Source organism: uncultured Phascolarctobacterium sp. (assembly GCF_902463975.1).
Classification (GTDB): Bacteria; Bacillota; Negativicutes; order Acidaminococcales; family Acidaminococcaceae; genus Phascolarctobacterium_A.
Map to the genome: position 1 here is coordinate 48,878 of NZ_CABQHJ010000009.1, position 22,582 is coordinate 71,459.

Here is a 22,582-nt window from a genome sequence, read left to right on the forward strand (position 1 = left end):
TATGGCATTTGATATCAATTCTACCCGTTCTTTACTGGGCGTAATCAATCGTGCATATCCGCCCAATCCTTTGTTAGTAAACACCTTTTTCCCGAACGCTATTACCTATAGCTCTGAATATCTGGATGTGGATTTCAAAAAAGGCGGTCGCTCCATGGCACCCTTTGTTGTTCCTGGTTCACAAGGTGTTAATATGCAGCGTGATGGCTTTGAAACCAAATCCTACAAGTCACCGCTGATGAAGCCTAAGCGCGTATTGACCGCTGAGCAGCTGCAAAAGCGCCTGGCAGGTGAAAACGTGTATAGCGGTCGTACTCCCCAACAGCGCGCTGAAGAATATCGCGCCGAGGATATCAAGGAATTGACCGATATGTGCTCCCGCACCGAGGAATATATGGCTGCAAAGCTGCTGATTGATGGTAGCTACACCATTAACGGTTATGCTGATGACGGTAAAACCCAAAAGATTGATACCATCTCTTTTAACTTTACTCAAAAGCAAACCTTGTCCGGTACCGATACCTGGGATAAGGACACCTCTGATGCTTATGGTAACCTGCAGGATGCTTCCAAAACCATTCGCCGCAATGCTGGCCTGACTCCGACTATCATGATGTGCTCTGAGGCTACCAGTAACCTGCTGTTGAACAATAAGAGCATTTATGACAAGCTGCTGATTCCGTCTCGCGACAATGCGGCGCTGATGTCCTTCGCGCCTAAGATTCAAAGTCCTGAGGTTATGCGCTTCGGCCTGCTGGGCGCTTTAGGTCTGGAAATGTACACCTACGAGGGTGGTTACATCAACAACGAAGGCGTATTTACTCCGTACCTGCCTGATGATTACGTTATTATCGGCGTTGCCGGTCGTGGCAAGCGCTTGTATGGCGCTGTTACCCAGATGGAGGATGATAAGCAGTTCCACACCTACGAAGGCCGTTATGTGCCTAAGGTTACCATGAACATCGAGAATGACTACTGCTCTATTGCTATGCAGAGCCGTTGCCTTGTTGTTCCTGAATCCGTAGATGATTGGTATGTTATCAAAGTTAAATAAGGAGGAAGCTTATGTATATCCTCGTTAAGAAATTCTCTCTGCGTCATAATAACGTGGTTTATGCAGCTGGCAGTGTTGTCGAGCTGCCAGACGACGTTGCTCAAAAGCTGTATGATGATGCTCCGGAAGAGTTTGAAATCATTGGCGAGCCTGAGGCAGAAACCACTGCTCCGGAAGATGTTGAAATCATTAGCAAAACCGAGGCTGAAAAGCCTGCTTCTGGCAAAAAGAACAAAAAGCAGCCTGCTTCTAAATCTATCTCTAAAGAGCCTGCTGGCGATGATGAAGACGTGCTGCCGGCGGTAGATGAAGCCGCTACCGTACAATGAAAGCGCTGAGCTTTAAAGAGCAGATAGCCGCAGACAATGCGGCTGTCTTTCTCAATGAGATGGAGTTCGCAGAGCTGCATGATCTGAACGGTACGGAGTGCAAGGCGATTGTGCAGGATATCTCCGTGGCGCAGTCGCTTTCTATCCAAGCCGGCAAGGATGACTATTATCCCGGTCTTTATGGCAGTCAGCTGCAGGTTAGCTGCCTGAAGGCTGATTTACCGGAGGTGCCGGTGTATGGCATGCGATTTTATCTGGATGAAAAAATGTATGAGGTTGAAAGTGTGAGTGATGATATGGGCATTTTAACCATTCAGCTGGTGGCGAATGACCGATGATTAGCATTGATGCAAAAAATCTGGAATATGCACAGCAGATGTTGGGCGGGGCTCCTAAGGAGATAAAAAGAGCCATAAAAAGTTCAATAAATAAATCTACCAAACAAATCAAGACGAAAGTTGCGAGGTTGGTAAAGGAACGATATGTTATTTCTAGCACTGTTGTGAAGAAAAAAGTGGAAATACGCAAGGCAACGCTTTCTCGGCTTACTGGTGTTGTTATGAGTACGGGCAGACCGGCAACTTTGACTCGGTTTGATGTACGGAAAAGCAAAAAAGGTCCAATTCGTGTCAGGGTATTGCGCAGCAGTAATCCGAAGCCTATAAAAGGATTGTTTTTGCAGGCTACACGAGCTGGAAATGGACCATTTCCGTTCAAAAGGCTGGGCAAGAGCAGATACCCGTTAACCGTACTACATGGTCCATCTATACCATCAATGATGGGAAATGAAAACACTATCAACAGGCTAACACCTTTTGCAGAAAATGTTCTGAATCAACATTTTTTACGTGAAGTGAACAATCGGTTTTCTAAAATGAAGTAAGGAGCATTTTATGACTACAGTTGGATTAATGGATAACCTGGCTGAGTTTCTGCGCCCAGCAGTTACTGACTACAGCACGCAGCAGCCCTCTGGCCAGCGCGAGATTAAAGTGTATGCCGGCTTTCCGCCGGCACGCATGAACGCTGATGAGCAGGCATCGTTTATCTATGCTCTTGTCACCGGAGCGCAGGACACTGCAGACGGCGAAATGAGCACCGCAACGGTAGAAATTGGCTTCAGCATCTATGACAACAGCGATGCAGATGACTGGCGCAGTCTCTATAATCTTATGGAGCATGTGCGCCAGCATCTTTTAAAGCATCGTCTGGTAGCGAACAGGCACCGCCTGCAGCTGCCGCTGAAGCTGGAAGTGCCGGAAGCACAGCCTGCACCGCAGTGGCAAGGCAAAATTACGGCGACTTATACTATCGGTCAACCTTATGAGGAGGACATTTATTATGGCGATTAAAAATCAAAAACCAGCAAGTGAAAAGCTGATTTATATCGGCCCTAACCTGAGCCGAGGCAGATTGCTGCAATATCAGGTTTTTATTGGCGGCTTGCCGACGCATCTTGAAGAAGAATTTGCGGCAATGCCTGCGCTGAAGCGTTTGTTTGTGCCTGTGGCAGAGCTGAACGCGGCGATGGCGCAAGCAAAGCAGCCCGGCACACCGCTCTACAAATACTACAAAGAAGCATTGGAGGTGTAAGCAATGGCATATAAACATGGCGTCTATACGCAGGAGGTGCCTACAAGTATTGTGCCTGCGGTAAATACTACTGCTGGCCTGCCAGTAGTATTTGGCACGGCTCCGGTGCATCTTGCAAGTGACCGTGCGCCTATCAATAAACCTGTTCTGTGCTATAGCTATTCTGAGGCGGTAGGGCAGTTTGGCTTTAGCAAGGACTTTGCAAAATATACTCTGTGCGAGGTTATTTACAGCCAGTTTGCACTGTATAATCGCGCACCGGTTGTTTTTGTGAATGTACTGGACCCTAAGACACATAAAAAGACTGTGTCCGACAAGGAAGTGACGCTGACTGATAAGGTTGGCAAGCTTGAGGCGGCTGTGCTGCTGGAAACCTTGAAGGTAAAAAAGGCCAGTGCTGGTCAGCCGTTGAGCGCTGGTACTGATTATGAAGCAGCCTATGATGATGACGGCGTTTTGGTTATTACGGCGCTGGATGGCGGCGAAGCAGAGAGCGCTGCGTCCCTGTTCCTCGATTATGATGAGCTGGATGCATCTATGGTAGATGCTGATGATATCATCGGCGGCGTAAGCGTGAGCGATGGCAGCGTAAAAGGTTTGGAGGTACTTAATAAAGTATTCCCCGCGGTAAACCTCGTTCCCGGCATCGTGCTTGCTCCCGGCTGGAGTGACACTCCGACTGTAGCTGCAGTGATGAAAGCTAAAGCTGGCAATATCAACAGCCATTTCAAGGCGATTACGCTTAATGACGTACCGACAGACAGCGTCAAAAAGTATACCGACGTCAAAAACTGGATGAACCAGAACAGTTACAATGACGCTTCTCAAGTGGTATGCTGGCCGATGGTTAAGATGGGCGATGATGTTTATCATATGTCTACCCATGTTCTTGGCGTTATCTCAACTGTTGACAGTAATAACGATGATATTCCTTACGAAAGCCCGTCTAATAAAAGCATGCAGATTAACGGCTGCTGCTTAAAAGATGGTACTGAGGTAGTATTGGGACCTGATGAAGCTGGTTATCTCAACGGCCAGGGCGTTGTTACCGCACTTAATTTTATCGGAGGCTGGAAATGTTGGGGCAATCGCACCGCCTGCTATCCGTCTAACACTGATCCAAAGGATGCCTTTATCTGTATTCGCAGAATGTTTAACTGGCATGCGCAGACTTTCATTCAAACTTATTGGGCGAAGGTAGATAAGCCGATTAACAAACGCCTGATTCAAACAGTTTTGGATAGTGAAAATATGCGTTTAAACGGCCTTACCGGACAAGGTGTCATTTTGGGCGGCCGTGTTGAATTTCGTGATGATGAAAATCCCGTTACCAATCTTATGGACGGCATCATTAAATTCCACACCTATCTTACGCCGCCTGCCCCGGCGCGTGAAATTGAAAACGTGCTCGAATATGATCCTGCGTATTTTGAAACGCTGTTCAGTTAATTGGGAGGTGAGATAGATGGCAAATGTACCTGAGAAACTGATTAACTTTAAAGTTTACCAAGATGGTAACGATTTGGTGGGTATTGCTGATGTGCAACTTCCGTCTTTAGATGCTATGACCGAAACCGTTAAAGGTGCAGGTATTGCAGGCGAGTTTGACAGCCCGGTGCTGGGGCACTTCGGCAGCATGGAAACAGTGCTGAACTGGCGCACGTTGGAGAAGCGTAACATTATGCTGGCAATGCAGACTGGCGTAAATCTCGACCTGCGTGGGGCGCAGCAGATTTATGACAGTGCCAGCGGTAAATACAAGGTTGGTAATGTAAAATGCGTTGTGCGCGGTGTACCGAAGAAAACGGAGCTGGGCAAGCTGGATGTTGGCGCGACTACAGGCACTGCGAACACCATTGAAACAGCTTACCTGAAAGTCACTATTGATGGCGAACCCGTTCTGGAACTGGATAAGTTCAACTATATCTGCAATATTGGCGGCGTTGATTATATGGCTGACGTTCGCGAAGCCTTAGGTATGGTGTAAAACAAAAAAGCCTCCAGCTGTATGCTGGGGGCTGAATTATAAAAATTTGGAGGAATGAAAGATGCAAGTAGTTAAATTAAATAATCCTATTATGGTTAATGGCGAAGAAGTTAAGGAAGTTAAATTAGATTTTGAAGCTATCCGCGGTAAAGATTTAATTGCAGCAGAAAAGGAAGTGCGCAAAATGGGTGACACAACTCCGGCTGTGTTTCTGTCTATGGATTTTCAGGCGTTGGTAGCGGCTAAACTGATCGGCGTACCTGTAGAGGATGTTTTGGACATGCCTTCAACTGATTTTAAGAATCTGGTGCTGCCTGTGGCAAATTTTTTGCTGGGCTAGGAGTTGAAAACTCTAAGCCCATAAAAGAGCTAGCTATAAGCTTAGCAATGTCAACGTATACTTCTGTTGAATTTTATTTAGGTCTAGGCCTGTTTGAAATGTTGGAAATTGCGACAATGGTAAATAAAAAGTCCGCTCAGGCGTGAGCGGACAAAAGGGAAAATATAAATTATTAGTCGTCTTTAAAAATATCCTCATATGTTTCATAGAGAAATTGTATAGTTACAAAAGGAAATATTAGAACTGCGCCGAAGCCAATTAAAGCAGCAATAATGTCAATCATGGTAATCACCATCCTTTAATTAATTATACCATATATTCAAGAAAGGGGCGAGCATTTTTGAAGGAATATGTTTTTGGATTTAAGCTAGCAGCTGCATTAGAGAGTAACTTTAAAACAGCTTTTTCTTCTGCATCAAATCAGATTCTGCAACTAAATAAAAACATGCAAGAGCATAGAAGCATAGCCAAAGCTTGTGCTTCAGCTGTAAAACAAGGCTCCCTTGATATAAAGAGTTATAACAATGCCTTAAGTAAGCTCAATCAAAGTTATACGAAGGTTAGTGATAATGCGCAGCGCTATGCAAACATTCAAGGAAAAATCAATCAAAGACGTACATCGATGGGACAAAATGAAGCCAGTGCAATTAGTTTGGCTGGTGTAGCTTATGGATTCGCTGCTCCGTTAAAACAAGCAATAAAATTTGAATCTGCGATGTCCGATGTACGTAAAGTTGTAGACTTCGACACACCTGAGCAGTTTAAGGATATGAATAAGGATATATTAAATCTGTCAAAAAATATTCCTATGACAGCGCAGGGGTTGGCTGCCATTGTTGCTGCAGGTGGTCAGGCTGGTATAGCCAGACAAGATTTACTGGCTTTTGCTGAAGCTGCAGCGAAAATGGGCACAGCTTTTGATATCACCGCTGATGAAGCCGGTGATATGATGGCTAAATGGCGAACTGCCTTCAAAATGAATCAGAAGGATGTTGTTGAACTGGCTGATAAAATTAACTATTTGAGCAACAAAACAGCAGCTTCAGCACCATTGATTTCTGATGTTGTTACACGCATTGGTCCTCTTGGCGAAGTTGGAGGCGTAGCTTCTGGTGAAATAGCTGCTTTAGGTGCTAGTCTTGTAGGTTCAGGTATTCAATCAGAGGTAGCTGCTACAGGCATCAAGAATTTGATATTAACGATGGTGGCCGGAGAGAGCGCAAGCAAAAGTCAAAATGAAGCATTTGAAACTTTGGGATTTAATGCTGCGGAAATGGCAGTACGTATGCAGAAGGACGCTAAAGGAGCTATTCTTGATGTATTAAAAGCGTTAAAAGGTTTAGACAAAGCAAAGCAGGGAGCCGTTTTGCAGAATCTTTTTGGCAAGGAATCCATTGGTGCAATTGCGCCGCTTTTATCCAACCTTGAAGGTTTAGAAAAAAACCTAAGTATGGTGGCTGATGCTTCACAGTATGCCGGTAGCATGCAGGGAGAGTTTGACACAAAAGCAACGACTACAGCAAATCAGTTGGCGCTCATGAAAAATAAGTTTGTTGCTGTTGAAACTGACGTTGGTAATGGCATGATCCCCGCTTTTAAAAGCATGCTAGAAATCATTTCGCCTTTAGCAGCAGCTTTCGGAAACTTTGCTAGCAAAAACAGTGAGCTGGTTGGTGCTGTACTCGTGGCTAGTGGAAGTGTTGCTGCTTTAGGAGCAGGCTTTAATGCTTTGGCGTGGGCTGGCAATGGCTTGGCGTTAGCCTATAATGGCGTCAAGGGAGCAATAATTGCAGCGCATACTTGGATTATTAAAAATGAAATTGCAACAAAGCTTGCGACTGGGGCAACAAAGGCATGGACCATAACAAAAAGCATTGGCAGTGCGATTTTGAAAGCTGATACCATTCAGTTTATGCTTTCGGCAGCAAGAATGGGTGCATCAGCAGTGGCAACATGGGCATCAACAGCAGCGCAATGGGCATTTAACAGTGCACTTTTGGCGTGTCCGATTGGTTGGATTATAGCAGGTGTTGCTGCTTTGGTTGCAGCAGGCTATCTACTCTATACGAACTGGGATACAATCAAACAGTTTTTTGTCAGCTTGTGGGACAGCCCAACAGCTAGGACGCTTATGTTTATCACAGGTCCGGTTGGTTGGATGATTGCTGCGGGAACTGCGCTTATTGCGAACTGGGACACAGTTAAGCAGTGGTTTATAACGTTGTGGGATAATCCTGCTTTAGCATTACAGCAGTTTGTTGATGGTATCAAAGCTAAATTTACTGATGCGTTTACTTGGGTACAGGAAAAATGGCAGGCAATAAGTGATTTTATCTCAAAGCCTATTTTTGGCAAGGTAAACATCACGGCTCAGGGCAACAGCAGCGATGTAGCGCATAACGCCAGCGGCGGCATCTATGGCAAGGGCGCCTTCCTGACAACCTTTGCTGAGGACAGTGGCGAGTCCGCTATCCCACATACTCCTAATGCGCGGAATATCGGCCTGTTGGCGGAAACAAACCGTATCATGGGTAATCCGCTGGGCGGCGGTGCCAATATTACTGCTACGTTCGCACCAAACATCACAATTCAAGGCGGTGGCGACGAAGGTAAAATCCGCGAGGTGTTGGAGTTGGAGATGGCAAAGTTTAAGAAGATGCTGCAGGACTTGCAGAACCAGCAGAGGAGGGTAAGCTATGCGTAAATTGACTTTAACACCTAAATAGTGTATAATATTATAACCAAAAATGAGCATTTTATTACATTGGGAGGTGCGTATCATGAACGAAAAAATTCAGTATTTGGTGGACAATTTACGAGAAACTAATAAAGAAATTCGTTTTCGTGATAGCACCGAAGATGTCAACAAATTAAGTGATGAAGATAAAGAACTTATTGCAAATCAAGCAACTAATGCTGCTAATGAACTAGTGAATTTCTTCTGGCAAAAGAAAAATGCTCCTTTACGCATTGGTGATATGCTTGATTCGTTAGGGTTTGCTGTGGTACCAGATAATTCGTTTGATGATGATAAATTATCTGGGGTATTAGCTATAGATAATACTGTTGCCATGGAACGATTTAGAAAGATGATAGTGCTCAATAATAGAGACAACATTGGACATCAGCGCTTTACAATCGCTCATGAACTAGCTCACTATATTTTTGACGCATTACCAAATCAGAAATATTATGAAGCTTACTACAGAACGGACGACAAGAAAAACAATGAAATTCGTGAGTATCGAGCAAATAAATTTGCAGCAAATCTACTGATGCCTAGAACTATTTTTGAGTCAAGGTATAAATTTATTGCAAGTCAAATCAAAGATGCACAAAAAGTAAAATTTATATTAAGTTTGGATTTTGGCGTTTCCGTTACTGCAATAAATAAACGCATTGAAGAACTGAATTTAGAAGCAAATAGCATATTATGACGATGATAAATTCTGATGAAACAGTAAAAAATATTACTGCTAAAATTATCAAGAAATATAGTAAAGATAGTCTTGAGGTGTTAAGTAGTCCCAAATTCAATGATGAAAATACATCTTTTGTCAGTAATGATGTTGTGAGCATGGAAGCTCATAATGAAAGTTACACAAATATCTTAAAAGCTTATAGTGAAGAACTTGAAGGCAACATAAGATTTAAAAACAAGTGTAAGGGGTGTTTCTTTTATTTATGCGTTGGAGTAATGGGCAGTATCTGCATTGCTTTGATTGCAGTATTAGGGACTATAACCTATATGACTTTTAAGTATCAGCATCTTACATTCCAAATCAATAATATAGTTGCTGTGGTAACTGCTATCGGAACTGCTTTTGTTTCGTCATTTTTCATTATTCCTAAGATCATTACGAAGTATCTGTTCAATCGTAATGAAGAAGAAAATATGATGAACATTATACAGAATATCCAAAAGCATGATTTGACAATCAGGCAGGACATCAAAGATTTTAGACAAAATAATAATCCAGCAGACTTTTAATAAAGCCTTGACCTAATCGTCAGGGCTTTTTCTATACCCAAAATCATACAAGCCGCCCGAAAGTCTAGCCATAATGACGGTAAATGGACTGGATTTCAGGCACAACAAAGGCTAGGTAGTATTGTATAATTAAATTGTTCGACAGACGAAAAAAATACTTGACTTTTTGGTAATCATAAATTAAAATGAATTTGTGGTAATCAAAAAGTGAGGTGAATAAAATGAGTCCACGAACAGGTAGACCTAAATCTGATAATCCTAAAGTAAAGCAGCTAGGTGTGCGCTTCGATGAAGAAGCACTTGCTAAATTAGATGCTTTAACTGAGCATTATAACGAAACGAGAGTCGAAGTTATAAGGCGAGGCATTGAAAGATTATATACTGATCTACAAAATAAATAAAGCATTGTCCCAGTCCGTCAAAACAAAAGACAATGCTCGTATTAAGAAGGTTTCCCTTCATGGAATATTGTAACATGGGGGGGAACATCTTTCAAGTGAAAATTGGAGGTGTTCCATATGAATGAATTGCGTATTTTTAATAACGCTGATTTTGGAGATATTCGTACTGTTGAGCAAGATGGTGGAATTTGGTTTGTTGGTAAAGATGTAGCTGAAGCTTTAGGATACAGTAACCCTAGCAATGCAGTGATTAGTCACGTTGATGATGAAGATAAGCTGCGTACTCAAATCAAGTATGCAGGTCAAAATCGTGAAGTATCTATCATCAATGAATCAGGCTTATACTCTCTCGTGCTTTCCAGCAAACTTCCATCTGCAAAAGCTTTCAAACGTTGGATAACGTCAGAAGTCATTCCTTCCATACGCAAAACTGGTAGTTATAACAAGCCGTCAAAACAGCCAACAACACAACAGGAGCAGAGGGCGAAAGCTATGCTGCTGAACGCACAGAGCAGGCAGTGTAAGTTGTGGCTGCGTTTGGCAGAAACAACGGATTTACCTGATTATAAACATATCTGCCAGCAAAAAGCAGCGGAGGTACTGGCTGGCTCTCCTGTACTGCCTATGCAGAAGGCAGAAAAGAAAACACTTTCTGCTACGGAGATTGGAAAAATTTTGGGCATCACGGCGCACAAGGTGGGTATGTTGGCTAACAAATTTGCGTTAAAAAGCGATGCTTATGGCAAGTATTTTTATGATAAATCTCCAAACAGCAATAAGCAGGTAGAAACGTTCCGCTATTATGAAGATGCTGTGGAGAAATTTAAGGAGATTCTGGAAGGCGGTGCTGCAAAATGACCGCTTTAGAAGCTTATAAGGCGTTACCGTTTGAACAGCGTGAGCTAGTTGAGCAGATTGAATATAACCTGGATATAGCCGACCAATGCTTTTCAACTATTAAGGCGATGCTTCCAGATAAAGAAGTAGTTCTTATGATGCTTATGGATAAATACGCTGAAAGTATGCATTCGCAAATGCAGGCGAAAGAAGAATTGGAAAAGGCCGGATATAGTGAAGTGCAGATTTTAAACTTGCGTCAGGGATATTGCGGCGAATAAAATAATTTTATGGCGAAAGCCGCTTACAGTAGATGTAGGCGGCTTTTGTCATACATAGATTGGAGTGATGAAATTGACAAATACCTACACAACTACCCAGGGCGACATGTGGGACTTGATTGCCAAGCGCTTGTACAATGACGAAGCATCGCTAAACGTCCTGCTGAAAGCAAATCAGCAATACGCTGACATTGTTATTTTTCCGGCGGGAATTGTGTTGGAGGTGCCGGAGTATACGGCACCGGTAACATCAATGCTGCCACCGTGGAGGCGTTAAAATGTTTAAGATGAATGCAAGGTGCTGTTTGTTAATCATAAAATATAATGATAAGGATATCAGCGCAGACCTGCAGCAATATCTAAAGAATGTAAGCTACACTGATAACATGTCCGGCGAGGCAGATGACCTGCAGCTTACACTGGAGGATAAAGCTGGTCTGTGGCAATCATCCTGGATGCCGGAAAAGGGCGCGATGCTGGACGTTAGCGTAAAGCTGATTAACTGGCAGAGCATCGGTGAGCAGGTTGTACGTTTTGGTTTGTTTGAGATTGACGAAATCACCAGCAGCGGAATGCCTAGCGAGGTGCAAATCAAAGCGGTGAGCGTGCCGGACAACAACAATCTGCGCGGCGCCGAGCGTACACGCAGCTGGGAGAAGGCTGAGCTGAAACGCATTGCTAATGATATTGCAACGGAGGCAGGCTTGACGCTGTATTACGATGTTAAAGAGTATAATCCTGTTATAGATAGGGCAGAGCAGACGGAACAGTCTGACCTGTCCTTTTTATATAAGCTGTGTGCTGATCATGGCCTGGCACTCAAAATCTGCGATAAGCAAGTGGTAATTTTTGACGAAGCAGATTATGAAGCGGCTGAGGCTGTGGCGCTGGTGCCGAAGCCTAAGGCTAGTTATTCTGCCAGCAGCCTAAAGGTGCTGGATATGCTGAAAAGCTACAGCCTGCGCAGTAAAGTGCGTGATGTGTATAAGTCCTGCCATGTTAAGTACCAGGACAGCAGCACGAAGCAAAAAATTGAGGCTACATTTGCTGCTCCTGATAAAAAGATAGGAAAAACACTGGAAGTCAATGAGCAGGTAGCCAGCATTGCGGATGCAGAGCGTCTTGCAAAGAAGAAGCTTCGGGAGAAGAACAGCGATGAGGTTACCGGAAGCTTCAGCTTTTTAGGTAATCCGGAACTGGCGGCTGCTGTGAATATCCAGCTTAGCGGTTTTGGTGCTTTCGATGGCAAGTATATCATCACCAAGGCACAGCATGATATTAGCAGTGGCTATACAACAAGTATTGATGTGAGGAGATGTTTAGATGGATATTAACCAGATAAAAAACCTGATTCGCATTGGTACAGTGTCGGCAGTCAATGGCGCATCGTGTAGCGCTCGCGTGGCATTTGAAGATAAGGACAATATGGTGAGCGCTGAACTGCCAATTATCACTATAGGCAGCCGGCAGACAAAAGCCTATTGGCTGCCTGAGGTTGGTACCCAGGTGCTGTGTATCTTTCAACCGAATGCGAGCGGCAGCGGCATTAGCAAAGGCTTTGTTATAGGTGCTTTTTACAGTACGCAGGATGCTCCGGTAGAAAGTGATGCTAGCGTGCGCAGCATTACGTTTGCCGATGGAAGCTTCATTAGGTATCAAAATGGGAATATCGAGATTAATGCCAAAGGGAACGTAATAATTAAAGGTGCTAACATTTTGCTGAACTGAAGGAGGTGATTACTATGCCAAAGGCAACACGCTTAGGCGACAATGACACTGGCCACGATGCCTGCGCGCCTACAGCGCTTGTTACAGCAAGCACTGATGTTATCATCAATGGTAAAGGCGCTGGCCGCGTTGGTGACAGCTACGCTCCGCATGGGTGTGTAGCGCATCCGACGCATAGCGGTGTAATTGCCAGCGGGAGTTCGACCGTTTTCATCAACGGCAAGGCTGCTGGCAGAATAGGGGACAGCGTAAGCTGTGGTGGGAGTGTGGCGGTGGGGAGCAGCAATGTAATGATTGGAGGTTGATATTATGCTTGTAGGTTTCATGGCGGATATACCATTTATCGTATCTAGCCATTATATTCGTACCTTTGATGATTATGGTCGTGGCAGCGCAGGGCGCTGGGCACAGCATGATATTATCGGCGATAAGCCGGTGCTGGAATTTATTGGTCCGGATGTAGAGAAGATTAGCTTTTCTATGCAATTGCGTGCTGATCAGGGCATAAACCCAGCTAAGGAGCTTGAAAAGCTACGAAAGATGCGCGATACAGGTAAATATTTCCCCTTGGTTATTGGTGGTAAATTAATTACAGATAACATGTGGGTTATTGAAAGCCTGGATGAAAGCGTTTCCTTCTGGGGCAAGTTTGGTAACATTATGAGTGCTAAAGTAAGCGTGACGCTGAAAGAATACGCAGGAGGGTTAAAATTATTATGATTTACGATGTTTTAGCTCAGCCAGTGCAAGGTATTGATTTTGCACCAGCATCAGAAGTTGCGGAAATCCTGCAAAATCTGCGTACAATAATTACTACCACAAAATACTCTGTGCCGTTGAATCGTGATTTTGGCTTTGACGCAGAAATGTTGGATAAGCCAATGAACACCGCTCAGGCACAGCTGCAGTCTGAAATAATCATGGCCATAAAAGCCTATGAACCGCGCGTAACCGTAACCGGTATCACTATTACTGGTACCGATAATGGTGTGTTAATTCCGAAAGTGCAGGTGATGATTAACGATGACGAGTAAACTAAAAAGCTTACCTGAGATAGTCTTCGTTGATGCGGATGCAGCAAAAGTTGAAAGCTACATATTGAGTGAATATGAAAATATAACCGGCAGAAGCCTTGCTAAAGGCGACCCTGTGCGGTTATTTTTATTGACCAATGCGGCGGTAATCATCCTGCTGCTCAATAAAATTAATGAGACCGGCAAGCAAAATCTGCTTAGGTATGCTAATGGCAATAACCTGGACCATCTAGGCGCCTTGGTTGGCGTAGAGCGTATAGCAGCAACGGCCGCAGTGACAACGATGCAGGTAATATTATCTGTTGAACTGGGAAACAGCACAATTATTCCTGCAGGCACAAGGTTTACTGCTGGTGACAACGTGTTCTTTGCACTGGATGCTCCGATGATTATCAAGGCCGGACAGACTAGCGGAACGGGCAGCGCCACATGTTTAGATGTCGGCCCTAAAGGCAATGGATATATAGCAGGGCAGCTCAAAACGCTGGTCGACCCTGTGCCTTATGTAGCGAGCGTAGCCAACATTACAACATCTGAGGGCGGTGCTGATGCGCAGACCGATGATAGCTATCGCGAGGATATCCATGGTGCCCCGGAGCGCTTTAGCACGGCCGGGCCTGATGGCGCGTATATCTATCACGCTAAGCGTGCATCGGCCAAGATAGCTGACGTAACCGTCTGGTCGCCTTCTGCAGGTACCGTGGAGGTTAGGCCGCTCCTAGCTGGTGGCGAGCTGCCTGGCGAGGAACTGCTTAATCAGGTCAAAGTAACGCTGGATGACAAGCGTGTACGTCCGCTGACGGACAAGGTGACTGTGCTGGCACCTGAGGTTGTAAATTATAGGATTGATGTAAGCTATTATATTGACCGTGATAATGAAACGCAGGCGGGTGCCATTCAAAGTGCTGTTAATAATGCGGTAACAGATTTTGTCCAATGGCAAAAATCTAAGCTAGGCCGTGACGTCAATCCGTCTGAGCTTATAGCCAGGATTATGGCCGCAGGCGCTAAGCGTGTTACAGTTACTGCTCCGGTATATGCTAAGCTTACGCCAACACAGGTAGCTATCTGCAGCAATACGAAAGCTGAACTGGGGGGACTGGAAGATGCTTGAGCTTAAAGACGATTGCTTGCAGCAGATTTTACCCGGCTCTATTGCCAGCGATAAAAATGTACAGGATGTTGCTAAGGCTATAAGCGCTAAGCTGCAGCATATCAACCGCCAGACAGAGCTTATCTTGCTTTTGCCTAGGTTAGACGAGCTATCAGAGGCGCTGATTGATGAGCTTGCGTGGCAATACCACGTAGATTTCTACGATTATCAGGCTGATATTGCAAAAAAGCGTGCCCTGGTGCGTAATGCTATTGCCTGGCATCGCTACAAGGGCACGCCTGCAGCAGTGGAGGAGGTATGTTCAGCAGTATTTCAATCGGCCAAAGTGTTTGAATGGTGGGAGTATGGCGGTGTGCCGTACCATTTCCAGGTGCGCCTTATTGAAGAAGGTATACCTGATAAAAGGATTATTGATAACCTGGAGCGCGCCATACAGGTTACTAAAAACACTCGTAGCTGGTTAGATGGCTTGAGTTTTTACCGCGAGCTGTTGGCAATAATCTACTTTGCAAAGGTGTTATGGGTACATAAAACCGTAAACATCTATCCATCAAAATTCAAAATACCGGACGTAAATGCAAAATTTTATGTTGCTAATGCAATGAGACAACAAAGGAGCGTGAGAATATGCCAAATTGGAGCGGATTAATCCTAACCAAACAGGGCAGGCAGCTGCAGGCTAAGGTGGAAGCTGGGACAAAGCTTACTATCACAAAATTAAAACTTGGTAGTGGTGTCCTGCAGGAAGGTAAGCAGATGGAGGAACTTACCGACCTGGTAGAACCTAAACAAAACATAGGCATTGCCACGATTGAAGCACAAGAAAATGGTATGTGCAAGGTCAGTGCTACCATAAGCAATGCAGGCTTATCGGCAGGCTATTATGTGCGTGAGCTTGGTGTGTTTGCTACAGACCCTGATCAGGGGGAGATTTTGTACCTTGTAGCAAATGACAGCGCGCCGGACTATCTGCCAGCAGAAGGCGGTGCAACTGTCGTGAGTCAGGAATTTGCTGTTTACGTATCTGCTAGTAATACAGATAACGTTGTTGCGCAGATTGATGCTGGTGCATTGGCGACCATGGGCTATGTTAATGTGATGCTGCATAAGTACGTGCAGATATTAGACCAAGAATCAGATATTTCTGCGCAGAGTGGATTGATACTGGAGCTGAGCTAACGATGCTGACAATTGAGACGGAGGGGCGCTACCGCAATAAGATTACCCTGACTAAAGGTGATAGTGCCGCCCTAAAAATCAAGGTGCGCGATGCACGCAACAAAGTATTGTCGCTTAGTGATAGTGATACGGCCGTACTGACAATTAAGCATGATATTAATGATGCGGCAGCGGTGCTGCAGCTGCAAATGGATTCTGATTGTCAATTTGTTTTCCATCCGGATGATACGGCAGGTCTGGAATGCGGCAAGTATTGCTACGATGTGCAAGTAACGCTAAGTAATGGCAATGTTTATACGGTTATTCCGCCAGCGCAATTTTTCCTGGAGAAGGGAGTGACCTGATATGCTTAAGGCTGAGCTTTGGGGCCAGCTTATCGAGAGTACTGGTTTAGGCGGTACTCTTACTGCTAATGCCGAGCTTGCCGGTAGCATTGGAAGCGGGGTGGAAAAGATTAATGTAAGTAAAACCCTGCAGGCGGAGACACGCCACGAGCTGCCGACCACCGGCGAGAGCGACGCGGTATATTTTGTGGTTGAGGAAAATGCGGTGTACCGGTGGGATGCTGCAAATCTTAAATATTTTTGCTGTGGCAGGGATTACAGCGAGATAGAGGTAATTAACGGAGGCGATTTAGATGGCAAATAAGACATTGAACGTAAGAATTAGTTTGTTTGGCGCAACAGCTGCAAAATGGACGGAGAAAAATCCTGTCCTGCTTGTGGATGAAATTGGTCGTGAGCGTGATACTGGCAAGATTAAATTTGGCGATGGCATTACAGCTTGGAAAGACCTTGCTTATTTTGGCGGCGATATGGATGCAGCTATCAGTGCAGTACAGGATAAGCTGACTGCGCTGCAGGGCAGCAAAGAGGGCGTAGTTAAGGCCGCTGATAAATTGGCTACAGCACGTAAGATTAATGGCATCACCTTCGACGGAACCAAGGATATTACAATTACTGATGATACCAAGATTGCGCTGACTAAAATGGGTGCTGCCGGCGGTGTTGCAACGCTGGATGATACTGGCCATGTTCCGGCAAGCCAGTTACCCTCCTTTGTAGATGATATTATTGAGGGCTATTTTAACAGCGCTGACAAGCTGTTTTATAAAGAGTTTGCGCATACCAATAAGATTACCGGCGAGAGCGGCAAAATTTATACCGACCTTGCAACAGGTACAATTTACAGATTTGGTGGTACAACCTTTGTAAGCATCTCTAATCCGTTGGATATCGCAAGTGAATCTGAAGCTAAAGCTGGTACTGATGACACCAAGGCAATGACGCCTAAGAAAGTTAAAATCGTTGTAGATAACATGGCAAGCACGTTAGAGCCTAAAATCACCAGCAAAGGTACCGCATTTAACAAAGACTTTGGTACTGAGGCCGGTACTGTAACCGAGGGTAATGATCCGCGCTTAAGCGATGCACGTACTCCCAAAGGTGCTGCTGGCGGTGACTTAACCGGTACTTATCCTAATCCGACCATTGGCGCAGGTAAGGTTAACACAGCAAAAATTGCTGACAACGCAGTTACTGATGCTAAAATTGCAGCCATGAGCGTGATGAAATTGCAGATTAACGCTGGTGACACCTTGATTTTAGACGGCGGAACTATTGAGTAAAGAGGTGCACTATGGCTGTAAAATACATATTTTGCCGCTTTAAGCCTACTCGCGGGCTGGCGCAAGCAATAGCTAACCGTAATCCGACTTTGCTGGATGGCGAATGTGTATTTGAAAGTGATACCGGCAGGTATAAACGCGGTGACGGCTCGACAAAGTGGAATGATTTGCCCTATGCAAACGCGAACGGTACCGAGCCGCGCTGCGTAGTATCTGTTCAAGAACCTGACAGCGAAATATGGATTGATGTCGATATGGAAACCGTAAGCATCGGCAAAGAGGATGATGCTTACGTAGAAATTTCTTAACCAAGGAGGTATAAAAAATGGCCATTAGAAAAGGTATATTCAAAGTCAGAAACACAGCGACTGGCGAGAAAGATGAGGTAATGCTGAAGACGACAATTGAGCAGGTGGCTGACCTTGATAAATTGACTGGCGCAACAGCCAATGCTGCTGGCGTATGGGGCTTAGCTCCGGCACCGGCTAAGGGCAGTCAAAACTTACCGTTGTGTGGCGATGCTAAGTATAAAGTTCTGCCGGTTGAGGGCGGCGGTACGGGTGCTGCGACTCCTGAAGCTGCAAGAAAAAATCTTGGCATTGATAGTATAGGCGTAACAATGATTACCTATACAGAATAAGAGGTATATTATGGCTGATAAAGTAGATGTAGTTACATCGTGGAGTAATGCTGGAACTTATACCTTCACCGTTCCGGAAGGTGTTACTGAAATTACTGTAGAGATTTCAGGAGCTGGAGCTGGCGGTTACGGAAGAAATTACGACAATAGTGGTAGCGGTGGTAGCGCTGGCGAAGGAAGCGGCGGTGAAGGTAACTAAAACGATCATGAAAAACTTTAGTGAAGAAATACATAAGCTTAATGACCTTGGAGCTATTTACCTTCTTCTTGGTGCTGCCTGTAATATGTCATGTAGGCATTGCGTTCAGACCCCTATAAAAAGCTGCTTTAACCTTTCTCCGCAAGGGGAAAACTTATCGCAAGAGGTTAAAGACTTTATAGTTGCGTGGAGTAACCTGCCTTGGAAATACGCTGAAAATAATCCGCGCCGATTATATTTTTGGGGTGGAGAACCTTTGCTTTATTGGGAAACCATTAAGAAGCTTGTGCTTGAATTTAAACAAAGCGGCGTAAAGAATGTCAGCTATAGAATTTTTAGCAATGGATTGCTTTTAAATGATGAAATAGTTGACTTCTGTAATGAGAATGATATTTGGTTTATTATGAGCTATGATGCACCAAATGCAAGAGCGGCGAGAAATGCAGTACCTAGTAAAGAAGCCTGCAAGAAGTTTTTACGTATAAGAAAAAGAACTGTCAATACTGTTTTTAATGCTATTAATGATAATATGGCAGAAGCTTTTGATTGGCTACATTATACGTTTCCTGAAACAGAAATTACTTGCGGTTTTATTAATGTACTGAGCGAGCATACACCTCTTGACCTATATCAATTTAAGCCTAATGTAGTAAAAAAATCGGTTAAGAATTTGTGGCTGATCGCAAAATCTGATAGTAAGATTGCTCCATATATTCGACATTGGTTCTACTCAAAAATTTTGCGTGTAAGGAATTTTGATAAAGAAGAATTTTATGAATATCCTTATCCGCCTTGCCGTCCTGCCGTTGTAAGCCTTAGCGTAAATTTTAACGGAGAAGTTATGCTGTGTCATAATACTGATAGAATTGTTGGGCATATTACAGATAACTTTGTAGAGTTACAAGAAAAGCATAGAAAAATTTTCAATGAACTTCTGCCTGTTAAATGTAAAACTTGTGAGCATTTGGATATTTGCCGTTGCATTTGTCCTATTGCGGTGCAAAAAGATGGCGAATTATGTTATTGTGAATATTTGCGGGAATTTTGGGGAGCAGTAAAAGAGGTGATGTAGAAATGGCTACAGTAGGTTATGGCGAACGTGTAACAAGAACTATCAGTGTTACGCCTGGCACGCAGTACACTGTTACTATTGGTGCTGGTGGAAAAGGTGGCGAAGGTATAACAGCATACAATTCTAATTATATTTATGGTACAGCCGGAGAAGCTTCTTCTGCGTTAGGCGTGACTGCCAGAGGTGGCGTTTATAATGGCAGCAGTAACACTAATTACTCTAACGGCGGTTCTCCTGCTGGCAAGTCGAGCGGAAGTCAAGGCAGTACAGGCGGTGACGGTGTAGACGGATTTTGTATTTTATCTTACAAGGTTGACAAAGATAAGTATTCCCAAAAAATGAGTAGCATTCCAGAAACTGTTTTCGAGGTGCAAAAAAAGGACGGCTCGAAGTATCTGCTGTATAAAGATGTAGTTACGTTGAAGCGTGTAAGGATTATATATAAAACCGTAGGCACATACAGTTTAAGAATTCCTGCCGGCGTTACAAAAATATATGTTACTGGTTGTGGTGGTGGAGCAGGCGGTATTACTGTTGGTGCTTATAATTCCTGCCCCACGTTGGATATGCAAGCAGGAAATGGTGGAGATACAAAAGTTGGCAGTTATGTTATTCCTGGCGGACAAGGTGCAACTGCTACCTTAAGAAGTGGTAATGTAATGACTGTTAATCAGCCTGCTGCTTCTAAAAATGGCGTAAGAGGTCAATATGTTACCGCTAATAACAGAGATTTTTCTGTACATGGATATGGTTTTTTACTTAACAAGAATGGTGTTGCTACTTTAGCAGACGTAATGGGTAAGGTTGGATATTATTATGCTAATGTGCTTGGAACTAAAGATAGTGTAACTTACGCACCTACAGGAACTTTTGAATCGTTTAACATCTATGGTGCAGGTGGCGGTTCGTTTCACTTCTATGACTCTGATGGCACTTCTAATCAAATTGGTGTCGCAGGAAACAGCGGTGCTTATGTTGCTGATGCAGAAGTTGAAGTAATTCCAAACAGCACGATTCAGATTGTTGTAGGTGCAGGAGGTAAAAACACCTTTTATAGTAATGACAACGACCGTGCAGGACGTTTTAGAGTGAGTGACGGAACACAAGGTTTTGTTATCATTGAATACGGTGGAACAACACCATATATACCTACAGTAAATAAAAAAGCTGAATTGGTGTGTAGATGCTATTTAGATGATAATGTTATTATGGGAAGCACAGTTACAGTTAATGGGGAAACACATCATACTAATCAATTAGGAGTATTCTCTTTATTAAATACATGGGGTAGAAAAGAGAAGCTTACATTTGAATATATTGATAGTAGTGGAGTTTTACATACTGCGGTATATAACGTGCAATACGGGGCAATAGAAGTGCTAGAAGTGAAATTTATATCTGTAATAACAGGGGAAAAACACTTTAGTTCTTCTGAAACCACGGCATCTTTTACTGTTCCGATTGGTATTACAAAAATTAAAGTTGATGCAGATTGCCTAATAGCTGATGCACCATTTGAAGAGGATGTTAGCTATGCAATTTCTGTTATAAATAACAGTACAAAAAAAGTATGGGGAAGTGGATATAGTTACTCCGACCTTGAGGATGGAGGTAACACCGACCACCAAGACATGCACAGTATAGTTGCAGTTACAGCTGGGAAAACGTATACTCTGACACTTAATATTTCTGATTCTGTTGATGGAGTTACATTTAGTTGGGGCACTGATATTAATGAGTTGACTGCAACGGTGAGTGATTTATAAGGAGGTAAAAAATGGCAAGTACAACAGGTAAGCTAGAGAAAATTCATGTATTCCCTAGTTATAACAGCTTCAATAAAAATATCTCTAGTGTAGGGAGTGATGATTTTGCTTTTGTTAAGATAGATTTGTTAGATAAACTGGCAGGAAATACTACACCTACCCTTGTAGCGTTGATTGACTGGGATACCATGAAAACAAGAAACGGTGGAACAGATGTAAGAAACATTAACAATACTTCCACAGGCATTAAAGCTTATGGTGGCGATTCTTCTTTTCCAACAACATCGGGTGGAAGTGACAGTAGAAAAGGCACGATAATGCTTAAAGAATCTTATACACTGTATGATAAGATTTTGGTAGTTGGAAATAATGATAGTGGTACTTATTCATCATACACTTTGTGGGATGTTTGGGAATTACAAAAAGCATTTTCTGAGGGGTCTTATCTTAATTTTTTTGGCACTAGTGACCAGTATTGGGGCCTGTATTCTGGGGTACAATCTGGAACAACTACTCATCCTCTTTCGACAGATACTGTTTGGTACACTGAAATCCAAAACTGCTCTATTATTGAAATTTATGGTGTTAAGTATTAAAGAGGTGAAATAAATGTTTTATTTGTTTAAAAACAAAAAAGGTATTGCTATTAGTGCTTCTGAAGATTCTTTGAAAAACTACATTGTAGGCATGGATAATGGTGTTGACGAGTATGTTATTAAAAATATTAGTTCTTCTGCTACTCCTACTGATTTATCCCTTAGTGAAAACGGTGATGTTGTTTTCCCAAAAGATGATGAGGAACTTATTTTAGCGTTTCAAAAGAAACTTAAGCTGAAAGAGATTAACGAGTGGACAGCAAGCAACATTACAGGCGGCTTTGTTAGCAGTGCCAGCGGCGAGGCTGTACGCTATGACAGCGACAAGGAAACGCAGCTTACGATGCAAGGTATAGCCCTCAATGTCAGCACGCCGCTTTTTGCTGCAAAGTATCCTAACGGCTGCCCTGTGCGTGGCGTGGCTGAGGATGCAGAAAGCAAAACTGTATATTGGCTCACGCCCGAACAGGTTATGCAGTGGATGGCGGATTTGTCGATGCATATCGGCACCTGTAAACAAGCAGGCTGGGCGAAGCAGGCGGAAGTCGAGGCTTGTAAGACTGTTTTTGAGGTTGATTCTGTTACCTTAGGTGTATAAAAACGCTGCAAGCCTTGATATGACTGGATTTGAGAGGTTTTTGTATGCTGGGGATATTGTAATAACCTGTTAGCAACGCGCTAAATGCAGTCAAGACAAGGCTTTTAGGGCATCGGTATGGCCGATATTAACAACACGTTAGCAACACTGCCTATATCATATCAATATAATGTATAGCTTATTATTATAAGGGAATGGGAGGTAATGAAAAAATGA

The 22,582-nt window shown here is 43.6% G+C and carries 34 protein-coding genes; all 34 read left to right on the top strand.

Annotation, left to right across the window (positions count from 1 at the left end; all coding sequences use genetic code 11):
• Window position 1: 1 nt before the first annotated feature.
• The 34 genes from RDW05_RS04150 (at window position 2) to RDW05_RS04315 (ending at window position 22,366) form a co-directional block, all read left to right on the top strand.
• Window positions 2-1,054: a major capsid protein gene (locus RDW05_RS04150; protein WP_307977942.1), complete on the top strand. Its 1,053-nt coding sequence runs from the start codon at window positions 2-4 to the stop codon at window positions 1,052-1,054.
• Window positions 1,055-1,065: 11 nt separating this feature from the next.
• Window positions 1,066-1,383, top strand: a complete 318-nt coding sequence (locus tag RDW05_RS04155) for a hypothetical protein (protein ID WP_307977943.1) — start codon at window positions 1,066-1,068, stop codon at window positions 1,381-1,383.
• Entirely contained in the window at window positions 1,380-1,721 is a 342-nt protein-coding gene (locus RDW05_RS04160; protein ID WP_307977944.1) for a hypothetical protein, read from the top strand. The genes RDW05_RS04155 and RDW05_RS04160 overlap by 4 nt, the downstream gene beginning before the upstream one ends.
• On the top strand, window positions 1,718-2,266 hold the full coding sequence (locus RDW05_RS04165; protein ID WP_307977945.1) for a phage tail protein: 549 nt from the start codon (window positions 1,718-1,720) through the stop codon (window positions 2,264-2,266). The genes RDW05_RS04160 and RDW05_RS04165 overlap by 4 nt, the downstream gene beginning before the upstream one ends.
• Window positions 2,267-2,276: 10 nt before the next feature.
• Complete coding sequence (locus RDW05_RS04170; protein ID WP_307977946.1) at window positions 2,277-2,735, top strand: hypothetical protein; 459 nt, start codon at window positions 2,277-2,279, stop codon at window positions 2,733-2,735.
• Window positions 2,725-2,976, top strand: a complete 252-nt coding sequence (locus RDW05_RS04175; RefSeq protein WP_307977947.1) for a hypothetical protein — start codon at window positions 2,725-2,727, stop codon at window positions 2,974-2,976. The genes RDW05_RS04170 and RDW05_RS04175 overlap by 11 nt, the downstream gene beginning before the upstream one ends.
• Window positions 2,977-2,979: 3 nt before the next feature.
• Window positions 2,980-4,425: a phage tail sheath family protein gene (locus RDW05_RS04180; RefSeq protein ID WP_307977948.1), complete on the top strand. Its 1,446-nt coding sequence runs from the start codon at window positions 2,980-2,982 to the stop codon at window positions 4,423-4,425.
• Window positions 4,426-4,441: 16 nt separating this feature from the next.
• Window positions 4,442-4,963, top strand: a complete 522-nt coding sequence (locus RDW05_RS04185; protein ID WP_307977949.1) for a phage major tail tube protein — start codon at window positions 4,442-4,444, stop codon at window positions 4,961-4,963.
• A 61-nt stretch (window positions 4,964-5,024) separates the two neighbouring features.
• Window positions 5,025-5,303: a phage tail assembly protein gene (locus RDW05_RS04190; RefSeq protein WP_307977950.1), complete on the top strand. Its 279-nt coding sequence runs from the start codon at window positions 5,025-5,027 to the stop codon at window positions 5,301-5,303.
• Window positions 5,304-5,643: 340 nt separating this feature from the next.
• Window positions 5,644-8,007, top strand: coding sequence for a phage tail tape measure protein (locus RDW05_RS04195; RefSeq protein WP_307977951.1), 2,364 nt, complete (start codon window positions 5,644-5,646; stop codon window positions 8,005-8,007).
• 76 nt (window positions 8,008-8,083) lie between these two features.
• Window positions 8,084-8,740 (top strand): ImmA/IrrE family metallo-endopeptidase, encoded by a 657-nt coding sequence (locus RDW05_RS04200; RefSeq protein WP_303707794.1) that lies wholly within the window; start codon window positions 8,084-8,086, stop codon window positions 8,738-8,740.
• 2 nt (window positions 8,741-8,742) lie between these two features.
• Window positions 8,743-9,294: a hypothetical protein gene (locus RDW05_RS04205; protein ID WP_307977952.1), complete on the top strand. Its 552-nt coding sequence runs from the start codon at window positions 8,743-8,745 to the stop codon at window positions 9,292-9,294.
• A gap of 221 nt (window positions 9,295-9,515) precedes the next feature.
• Window positions 9,516-9,695, top strand: a complete 180-nt coding sequence (locus RDW05_RS04210; protein ID WP_303707065.1) for a hypothetical protein — start codon at window positions 9,516-9,518, stop codon at window positions 9,693-9,695.
• 117 nt (window positions 9,696-9,812) lie between these two features.
• Entirely contained in the window at window positions 9,813-10,553 is a 741-nt protein-coding gene (locus RDW05_RS04215; RefSeq protein WP_304277500.1) for a Bro-N domain-containing protein, read from the top strand.
• Window positions 10,550-10,813 carry a hypothetical protein gene (locus RDW05_RS04220; protein ID WP_303707063.1) on the top strand — a complete coding sequence of 88 codons (264 nt, stop codon included), beginning with the start codon at window positions 10,550-10,552 and terminating at the stop codon, window positions 10,811-10,813. Before RDW05_RS04215 ends, RDW05_RS04220 begins: the two co-directional genes overlap by 4 nt.
• A gap of 67 nt (window positions 10,814-10,880) precedes the next feature.
• Window positions 10,881-11,090 (top strand): tail protein X, encoded by a 210-nt coding sequence (locus RDW05_RS04225; protein ID WP_307977953.1) that lies wholly within the window; start codon window positions 10,881-10,883, stop codon window positions 11,088-11,090.
• Window position 11,091: 1 nt separating this feature from the next.
• Window positions 11,092-12,147, top strand: a complete 1,056-nt coding sequence (locus tag RDW05_RS04230) for a phage late control D family protein (protein ID WP_307977954.1) — start codon at window positions 11,092-11,094, stop codon at window positions 12,145-12,147.
• Complete coding sequence (locus tag RDW05_RS04235; RefSeq protein WP_293840255.1) at window positions 12,137-12,541, top strand: phage baseplate assembly protein V; 405 nt, start codon at window positions 12,137-12,139, stop codon at window positions 12,539-12,541. Before RDW05_RS04230 ends, RDW05_RS04235 begins: the two co-directional genes overlap by 11 nt.
• Before the next feature lie 14 nt (window positions 12,542-12,555).
• Window positions 12,556-12,846, top strand: coding sequence for a PAAR domain-containing protein (locus RDW05_RS04240; RefSeq protein WP_307977955.1), 291 nt, complete (start codon window positions 12,556-12,558; stop codon window positions 12,844-12,846).
• Window positions 12,847-12,850: 4 nt separating this feature from the next.
• Window positions 12,851-13,261 (top strand): phage tail protein, encoded by a 411-nt coding sequence (locus RDW05_RS04245; RefSeq protein ID WP_307977956.1) that lies wholly within the window; start codon window positions 12,851-12,853, stop codon window positions 13,259-13,261.
• Window positions 13,258-13,575 (top strand): GPW/gp25 family protein, encoded by a 318-nt coding sequence (locus tag RDW05_RS04250; protein ID WP_307977957.1) that lies wholly within the window; start codon window positions 13,258-13,260, stop codon window positions 13,573-13,575. The genes RDW05_RS04245 and RDW05_RS04250 overlap by 4 nt, the downstream gene beginning before the upstream one ends.
• Window positions 13,565-14,689 carry a baseplate J/gp47 family protein gene (locus tag RDW05_RS04255; protein ID WP_307977958.1) on the top strand — a complete coding sequence of 375 codons (1,125 nt, stop codon included), beginning with the start codon at window positions 13,565-13,567 and terminating at the stop codon, window positions 14,687-14,689. Before RDW05_RS04250 ends, RDW05_RS04255 begins: the two co-directional genes overlap by 11 nt.
• Window positions 14,682-15,338 (top strand): phage tail protein I, encoded by a 657-nt coding sequence (locus RDW05_RS04260; RefSeq protein ID WP_307977959.1) that lies wholly within the window; start codon window positions 14,682-14,684, stop codon window positions 15,336-15,338. The genes RDW05_RS04255 and RDW05_RS04260 overlap by 8 nt, the downstream gene beginning before the upstream one ends.
• The gene (locus tag RDW05_RS04265; protein WP_307977960.1) at window positions 15,317-15,868 is read left to right on the top strand and encodes a phage tail protein; all 552 of its coding nucleotides are present in this window, start codon (window positions 15,317-15,319) and stop codon (window positions 15,866-15,868) included. Before RDW05_RS04260 ends, RDW05_RS04265 begins: the two co-directional genes overlap by 22 nt.
• 2 nt (window positions 15,869-15,870) lie before the next feature.
• Window positions 15,871-16,212 carry a hypothetical protein gene (locus tag RDW05_RS04270; protein ID WP_307977961.1) on the top strand — a complete coding sequence of 114 codons (342 nt, stop codon included), beginning with the start codon at window positions 15,871-15,873 and terminating at the stop codon, window positions 16,210-16,212.
• A gap of 1 nt (window position 16,213) precedes the next feature.
• Window positions 16,214-16,516 carry a hypothetical protein gene (locus RDW05_RS04275; protein ID WP_304277472.1) on the top strand — a complete coding sequence of 101 codons (303 nt, stop codon included), beginning with the start codon at window positions 16,214-16,216 and terminating at the stop codon, window positions 16,514-16,516.
• Window positions 16,506-17,495, top strand: a complete 990-nt coding sequence (locus RDW05_RS04280; protein ID WP_293840216.1) for a hypothetical protein — start codon at window positions 16,506-16,508, stop codon at window positions 17,493-17,495. Before RDW05_RS04275 ends, RDW05_RS04280 begins: the two co-directional genes overlap by 11 nt.
• An 11-nt stretch (window positions 17,496-17,506) precedes the next feature.
• On the top strand, window positions 17,507-17,803 hold the full coding sequence (locus RDW05_RS04285) for a hypothetical protein (protein WP_307977962.1): 297 nt from the start codon (window positions 17,507-17,509) through the stop codon (window positions 17,801-17,803).
• 17 nt (window positions 17,804-17,820) lie between these two features.
• Complete coding sequence (locus RDW05_RS04290; RefSeq protein WP_307977963.1) at window positions 17,821-18,135, top strand: hypothetical protein; 315 nt, start codon at window positions 17,821-17,823, stop codon at window positions 18,133-18,135.
• A 10-nt stretch (window positions 18,136-18,145) separates the two neighbouring features.
• Window positions 18,146-18,334 carry a hypothetical protein gene (locus RDW05_RS04295; RefSeq protein ID WP_307977964.1) on the top strand — a complete coding sequence of 63 codons (189 nt, stop codon included), beginning with the start codon at window positions 18,146-18,148 and terminating at the stop codon, window positions 18,332-18,334.
• Window positions 18,321-19,406, top strand: a complete 1,086-nt coding sequence (locus RDW05_RS04300; protein ID WP_304277463.1) for an SPASM domain-containing protein — start codon at window positions 18,321-18,323, stop codon at window positions 19,404-19,406. Before RDW05_RS04295 ends, RDW05_RS04300 begins: the two co-directional genes overlap by 14 nt.
• A 2-nt stretch (window positions 19,407-19,408) precedes the next feature.
• A complete protein-coding gene (locus RDW05_RS04305; protein ID WP_307977965.1) occupies window positions 19,409-21,172 on the top strand; it encodes a glycine-rich domain-containing protein in 1,764 nt (587 codons plus the stop codon).
• 11 nt (window positions 21,173-21,183) lie between these two features.
• Entirely contained in the window at window positions 21,184-21,768 is a 585-nt protein-coding gene (locus tag RDW05_RS04310; protein ID WP_307977966.1) for a hypothetical protein, read from the top strand.
• A 13-nt stretch (window positions 21,769-21,781) separates the two neighbouring features.
• A complete protein-coding gene (locus RDW05_RS04315; RefSeq protein ID WP_307977967.1) occupies window positions 21,782-22,366 on the top strand; it encodes a hypothetical protein in 585 nt (194 codons plus the stop codon).
• Window positions 22,367-22,582 lie beyond the last annotated feature (216 nt).